The organism is Arenimonas sp. (genome assembly GCF_044348765.1).
Taxonomy (GTDB): Bacteria; Pseudomonadota; Gammaproteobacteria; order Xanthomonadales; family Xanthomonadaceae; genus Arenimonas.
The window spans coordinates 1-7,071 of sequence record NZ_JBIKSE010000106.1; the positions used below are offsets into that span (position 1 = coordinate 1).

The 7,071-nt window shown below is 34.9% G+C and carries 3 protein-coding genes; all 3 read right to left on the bottom strand.

What is annotated here, in order from left to right:
• Nucleotides 1-313 precede the first annotated feature (313 nt).
• The 3 genes from ACIQ0Q_RS09330 to ACIQ0Q_RS09340 all read right to left on the bottom strand — a co-directional run bounded on the left by ACIQ0Q_RS09330 (nucleotide 314) and on the right by ACIQ0Q_RS09340 (nucleotide 6,884).
• Nucleotides 314-733: a phage holin family protein gene (locus tag ACIQ0Q_RS09330; RefSeq protein ID WP_395772661.1), complete on the bottom strand. Its 420-nt coding sequence runs from the start codon at nucleotides 731-733 to the stop codon at nucleotides 314-316.
• Nucleotides 734-771: 38 nt separating this feature from the next.
• Nucleotides 772-1,074: a hypothetical protein gene (locus tag ACIQ0Q_RS09335; protein WP_395772662.1), complete on the bottom strand. Its 303-nt coding sequence runs from the start codon at nucleotides 1,072-1,074 to the stop codon at nucleotides 772-774.
• Nucleotides 1,075-1,151: 77 nt separating this feature from the next.
• Entirely contained in the window at nucleotides 1,152-6,884 is a 5,733-nt protein-coding gene (locus tag ACIQ0Q_RS09340; RefSeq protein ID WP_395772663.1) for a hypothetical protein, read from the bottom strand.
• Between the last annotated feature and the right edge of the window lie 187 nt (nucleotides 6,885-7,071).

A 7,071-nucleotide genomic window follows, 5' to 3' on the forward strand; every position in this document is an offset into this window, starting at 1 on the left:
AGGAATTCGTTATTCAACTCCTTTAGCGGTAAGCTGTCTAGAGATTGTGAGTAGATACTTGGTGCCGTCAATGTCAGGCATAGTATCAAGAGCAATCTGAATAGTGTCATACTTGAGGTTGATTTTTTCATAGTAACTAAATTGTTCATGTTTAAGTGTAGATAAAGAATCTACCCTACTGAGGAAACTTTCGTTGCGTTTCTCCATAGAGTCCATGTACGACATAAACTTCTCTTCACTACCGCTACTTAAACTTTGTCTTTCCCATAACAAAAAAACTATTGTGATTAGTAGTAGCCCTATAACAATAACTTCAATCTTGTTTTTCATTTACTTTATGTTGGTCGATTTTATCTAAGATTAACTGCAGTAACTCATTCTTTATCAACCCTGCCCTAGCTGCGTTCTTGAGTGCACTTATAAGCTGAAAGAGAATAAAGGGAGCACAAATAGTCTCACTTAGCCAGAAAGTGCCCTCAAAGCCCTTCTCAATCATCAAGATACCTGTAAGCATAAATACCCACACCATTAAAGTTTTAAGCACGCTAAGAGCCTTATGCGTCTTAAAGCCTTCCATCTTAGTTCCTGCCCATACCCCAAAGAATCCATCTATAAACACAACAGCAACTACAGCTAAGTACTGTTCAGCATTATCTGCTCCTAGATTAAGGAAGTAAGCTCCTAAAAAAGCTAAGAGAGTTGTACTTGTGTATAAGAGAAAAGAGGTCTTCATTTAACGGCCTATACCTATACCTATACCGATACCAATCATTACTTGTAAGCAATTACACTACCTGAAGAGATAGCAAAACCAGTAATCACTCCTCCAGGAAGAAATGCTCCTTGCTTGAAGGTAATAGTACTCATACCATTGTTAGCCAACTCAGAAACACCATTGACAAGAAATTCTGTGAATACAGTATCTTCTTGTACTACTAGTGCATTGTACCGTACGTTTGTTACAGTACCTGTGCTGTGGCGTTTAAAGCCTCCAGAGCCTACAGAAAGTCCTGTGTGTGCTGAAATCGCTCTTAAGCGTTTTGCTTGTTCGTTTACTTGTTGAAAATTATCCATTTTTTTTCGTTATTAAAACCGACTTGCGTCCGACATTACAAATTTAACTTTAATTGTTCTTTTGTCAAGTATAAAAATTAATCTATTGGTAATTGAGAAGTCTGTTCTTTTATTCTTGCGTCCTCTTCTTCTTTGTACGCCTTACGGATATCTGCATCTTTCTGTCCTATTTGTATTCCTCTTAGCTGTAAGTAAAGAGATGCTCTTGCTTCATTTTCATACAACTCTTGGCTTTTTTGAAATTTAGGCTTAGAGTATCCTGTAACACTTTCTGTCATAGAGTCAAAGAAATCTGATCTTGATTTACCTATTGCTGCGGCTGCTCTCTTATTTTCTTCGTAGTTTCTTAAGTAAGCGTAACCTTCTTTTGAACTAAGTAATCTGTCTCTTTCTGCAGACAACAAAGATACCTCTTGGAGGATTTTAGCTATTTCATCATTGTCAGCTAAGTTCATTTTATAGTTTAAAAGTGTTTCATTCGGAACTGCTGTTACTTTATCTTTTTTAGGATTGTAGTCATATCTTAAAATATTTTTTTCTACAGCCATAAGATCTTCTGCACTTAGTCTATTAAAGTTTTTCTCTAACTCATCTAATCTAGAAAGAATAGTGTTCATTTGTCCGACAGGATTAGTTAATCCAGGAGCAGGAGTAAACGAAACTTGTTGAATTAGTTTAGTACCAAAGTCCATACTCTTAATACCAACTTCAACACCACTCACTTTACTTAATCCTACTGCCCAAGCACTCTCACCTTCGTAGGCTTTAACTCTTGCATGTGGAAGAACATAACCGTATCCATCTCCGCTAATCTCTGCATAGGGTTCATCAAAGATATCTCCAAAGGTACCTTTACCTTCATACCATCTCTTAGCATCTCTTGGAATTGTTCCTATTGTTTTACCTATTAAACCATAGCCGTCTAAGATTTTATCGATAGCATTTATTTGTTGTCCAAATAAAGCTGTGTAACCTACTCGAAACGCTTTAGAACCTAGACCCTCTTTTTCGTAACTCTTCTTTAATGGGTCAGTTTTAAACTTATTATACTGGATTAAAGGAGAATATACTGGGTTTAATGTACCTGCATATTCATTAAATGAACCAAGAAGAAGTATTGCTAATAAGTACTTTTCCCAATCTTGTTCATCATCGTCACCTGCTCCTTTTAGTGCAGCCATAGCAACATTAGCAAAGTAGTAAGAAAGCGTATACATAATAGTAGAAGCACCCATGTGTTGTATTACTCTACTTGTAGCTTCTTTTTCTCTTTCACTCCATCTGTAATCCATAGACAGACTCTTTCCTTTTGTGTTTAATCCTAGTACACTACGACGAAGTGCTCCCATAAATACACCGTATGAACCTTCATCAAGTCTACCTGTAGTTACAGAGAACTTCTTACCTCCGTATAAGTTAGCTGCTTGTGGCCAAAACCAAGATTTCATAGTAAAGATAAGTTTCATCCAAACTATACTTTCATAATGTGCTCTACCTCTTCTGAAATAGTTACCTTGAGTTGATGTATACAATTGGAAGACTTGGTCCCTTACATAGTTTTCTATCTGACGTAGTTTTTCTATTTTTTCTCCAATAGCTTTTTCTTCAGCTTTAATCTTCGCACCAAACTTAACATCAATCTCTTTGCTTAACTGTACTTGTTGTACTGGTTTTAACTTTTTGTAATCTGTTACATTATTCTTAAGGAGGTAATCAGCTATAAATTCATTTCTTTGTGTAACTAACTCGTTTAAACGTGCTCTGCTTATTCCAAGAACTCCATCTTTAGGAACAAGTACACCATCGACATAATCATAAGCGTCTTTTAATTTTATCTGGTATCCAGGAGGAGTGTTAGGTCCTGTAAAATCTACATAAGTTTTAGCCATTATACCTTCATAAACTCCTAATGTAGATATGGCTTCGTTAGAAGAAAACCACTGAGCATTAAAATTATCTGCGTTTAGATATCTAGTTACAAATCCTGAATTGATAGAACGGTATAAGTTAGTAGGATCTGCTAAAGGAATTGCTCTAAAGTAGATTAGTTGAGCTAAATAAGGACTTAGTTTATCTATACCTTGCTCAAGTCCAATCAACTCTGATCTATGCTTTGCAGCTCTTGCCATACCCATAAGCATCTCTTGTTTACTTAAACCAAACTTGGATGAGTTACCTGTAGCATTAAGAATGTTTGCAACAACATTTTTAGGCATACGTAATGGGTTATATCTTAATACAAACTTTTGAAATCTATTAGTGATGTGGTTAATTGCTCTATTTACAACTCGTCCTATTGCACTGTTTCCTCCACCTCGTAAGGTTGCACCGTAAAAAAACTTTTCTATCTGGTCATCTATTTGGTCTAAGATAAGTTCTTTTTGAGTTGTGTTTCCTCCTGATTTAAATTTATTCCAAACCGCTCTTATTTTACTTGTATCTTGAGCAGGCACTTCTTGAGCTTTTTCAGCAAAAGAGTCTCTCAACGCAAATATAGTAGGTAAGGCTTTTTGTAGTCCTTTAAACTCTGCTGTGTACGTAGAGAAAGCTGCAAGTGCTTGAAGAATGTTATCAGTAGAATCAATTGCCGACAAGGGTTCTTTGTATCTTGTTTTAATCAGACGAACATTTTTACCTCTACCCTTTATTTGAGATTCTTTACGAGACTGTAGAATATCTTCTTCAATCTCTTCATCTCCCATACCTGGAACGTTGGCCTTTAAAAAAAGCTTTAAAGAACTAAATGCAGAGTAAAGTTTATAAAGAGGTCTTCTATAATCTGAAACTTCTTCTTTGTTGTCTTTAGTTACGTTAGGCATTACGTAACCTTTTAATCTTTGTCCTACTGGAAGCATACGCTGGTCGTCCTCATAGATATCTAAAATATCCTGCATGATAGACTTTTCTTCGTCGTCTAACTTATCGTAATCTTGGTTTACATACTTGCTATCTTTTGCATCTTTTCTTGGTCTTGCTTGTCCCGAGAATTTGTAGTTAGGATTTTTGTACTCAGATCTAATACGAGGAGTTGACCAATCAAAACTAGGACTATCACGATTTATATACGTTTCATCGTTAGGTATAGTCTTTCTCCAAATATAGATAGGACGAATCTCTGTAACTGTTCTTGTTCCAAAATCCCCATCCTTTACCTCATACGTAATAGCAATATGATTATCATTATACCAGTCTGTTTTTTTGACTCTATTGTTTAACTCAATCTCAGTTAATAGGTTATTAAACTTATCTATGATAGCTTGTCTATCACTTTCTTGTGGAGGATAGTCTTCTCTATTTCTTCCTACAAAGAAATCGCCCTCAAGAAAGTTCTTAGAACTAAGAAGGGCGTCAAAGTAAGGCTCAAACGATTCTGGATTTGCTAAAAACAAATCTGCAAGGTCACTAGCTTTTTTATTGATTTGATTTCTTTCGTCCTGAGTCAACCTAGAGCGTAACTTGTCCTTAACAACTCTTATAGTTTCTCCGTAGTAAGGAGTAGTTACTTTAGATTGAAGAGAGTATAAACTTTTGAACAATCCATTTAACGCAGCTTGGTCGGCTTCCGAAATAGTAGTGCTCTCTTTAACTTCTTTCTTTAAGTCTTCTATAGATTGCTCTATGTCTTTGATAGTCTTTCCTAATCCTGGATTAATTAAGTTACCTTGTATTGTTCCGTCTGAGTCTCTAAAGCCACGTACAGCACTAAACAATCTTTCGTACTTCTCAGTAACTTCAGGATTACTATTATACTTAGACAGAATTGCTTTTATTTGCTCTGTAATGTTTTGTTGTTTTTCGAAGAACTGAGGTTTAATCTCAACTCTTGTGTTTGCTTCTAACCATTCCTGTTGTTTTTTAGTTTCTACTGCTAGTTGATGTTTCTTTTCACTAACTAAAGCTTGAAAACTTTCTATACGGTTATAGTCGTTAGCTGCTTGAGCTAAGTCTATTTGGTCATTAAGTTCACTGATTTGAGCTTTGAGGTTTGAAATTGTTTTTTCAAATCTGTCTTTGATTTGAGTAAACTTAGTTAGTGCATCTTCGCCAATTACAAACTCAATTACATCTAACTCTTTTCTTGCTTTGTTATAAGCTAAGATAGATTCTGCAATCTGTCTTTCTTTACTTCCTACTGGTTTTTCTGTTCCATCCTCATTAAATATTGAACCTAGTCTTACGTAATCACGTCTTAACTTGGCTCTCATTTCTCTTACTGTAGGATTCTTTTCTGATGCGCTTCCTTGTACAGGGTTAGTAATCTCTGCGTCTAAATCGTCATCTCCAAATACACTACTATAAAGTTCTATTTCTTTTAAGATTTCAGCACGAGCATTACGAGCATCATCAGTAAGAAGTTTTTCTGCCGTGTAATACTCATCTACAAATTCACGCTCTGCGTAATCCTCAATGAATGTAGTTAAGTTTAGTTCTGCTTTATCTATTCTATCTTGGTCTCCAGATTTTCTGGCTAGAATAAGTTCATTTGTTAAGTCACCTAAATCATTTTGAAACTCAGCTTCCAACATAGGGGTGTTGTATACTTTCTGAGTAATAATTGTAACCTTACCGTTCTTGTCGTAATACTTAACAGGAACTAATCTAAAGAATCCTTGAAACTTGTCCCTAGTATTAGAAGACTTAATACTAAAAGTACCTTTAGCACTTTGTAGTATACTTCTTCCAATTCCTTTTTTCTTGTTTCTTGTTTCTATTCTTTTTTGTATTTCACGAATCTTTGCGTCTTTCTTAAGACTTTCGTTAGTAGCAGCAACAACATGGTCATTAATAAAAGCGTTTATAATATCAGGTATTACAACTCCTGAATGTCCTCCTACATTTATATAACGACTAAATATTGTCTCAGCTCCCATAGCTTGATCGGTAGCAGAAGTAAGTAATCTTATTATATTTTCAGTAGTTGGAGTAAATGAAAGTGCTTTGTTAATATCAGCTATCTGCTTTTTAGTTTCCTCAACAAGTTTTTTGTTCCCAATAGTTTCAAATCTAGCTAACTCTTCCTCAAGAAAAGCTAATTCTTTTCTAATAGGATGATTAGGATCTTTCATTTGATCTGCAATCAACTGAAATTTTGCAGCAACTACTTCAGCTACTGGACTAATTACTTCTTTTTTAGCTATGCTTCTTAAGTTATTAAGATTTTCTGTTGCTTTTTGTAGATTTTCTTTATAGGTAGCAATGTAACTGTCTATTGTGAGAATTTCTTTTTGGAGCGCTAATCTTTTTTCTGCAATTTGTTCTTGTCTTTCTTTAGTAAGTCCTTTAAAACTATCTTCTAACAACTGCTGTACTAAGTTTGTTTCTAAACTTTGAGCTTGGTCTAACAGAGTTTCTGCTAAAATAATTGCACTATTAAGTTTCTTTAAATAAACTTCAGGTTCATAATGAGATTTACCTTGACTCAAAGTTTTAATGTCACTAACAAGTTTGTTGGTAAATGTCTTTAACTCTTCCGTGTATTGTAATGTGGCTACAAGACTATCGGCGATATCAGCTGTCGAAATCTTACCGAAGGTATCTTGCAAAGCATTAATAGCTCTTAACTCAAGAGTTTCTTTACCTGCTATTTCCCCAAGATTTTGTCTTAGTTGATTCCAAATACCACTATCAACATTTGAGTCGATGTAATCATAAAATCCTGTAAGTCGAGCAGAAATTTCAGACTTACTTTGTCTTTGTGCAAAGGGTTGACTAAATCGAATTTGATTTTCTGCAAGACTGTCTGGAAAGTCTTGTAGAGTCATTAAGTAATCAAAGTAATCATTAAGAGTTTCTTGTACTTGATCAAACATGGTTTTACCCATATCCTTAAACAAGTACCGATTAAAGAAAGACTTAATGCTATTCCACATCCTATCTAAGAAACTAAACTGAGACTTTCTTTGGTACTCAGCTTGTTGCATACGTTCTCTAAAATATGGGTTAGATAAAAACTCTGCTAAAAACTCTTCTATGTTTTTAAAGCCATACTCGTTTTGT

Bases quoted from the DNA above. Each gene is read 5' to 3' on its own strand.
- ACIQ0Q_RS09340 (WP_395772663.1), bottom strand. From the start codon at position 6,884: ATGTTTGATCAAGTACAAGAAACTCTTAATGATTACTTTGATTACTTA.
- ACIQ0Q_RS09330 (WP_395772661.1), bottom strand. From the start codon at position 733: ATGAAGACCTCTTTTCTCTTATACACAAGTACAACTCTCTTAGCTTTT.
- ACIQ0Q_RS09335 (WP_395772662.1), bottom strand. From the start codon at position 1,074: ATGGATAATTTTCAACAAGTAAACGAACAAGCAAAACGCTTAAGAGCG.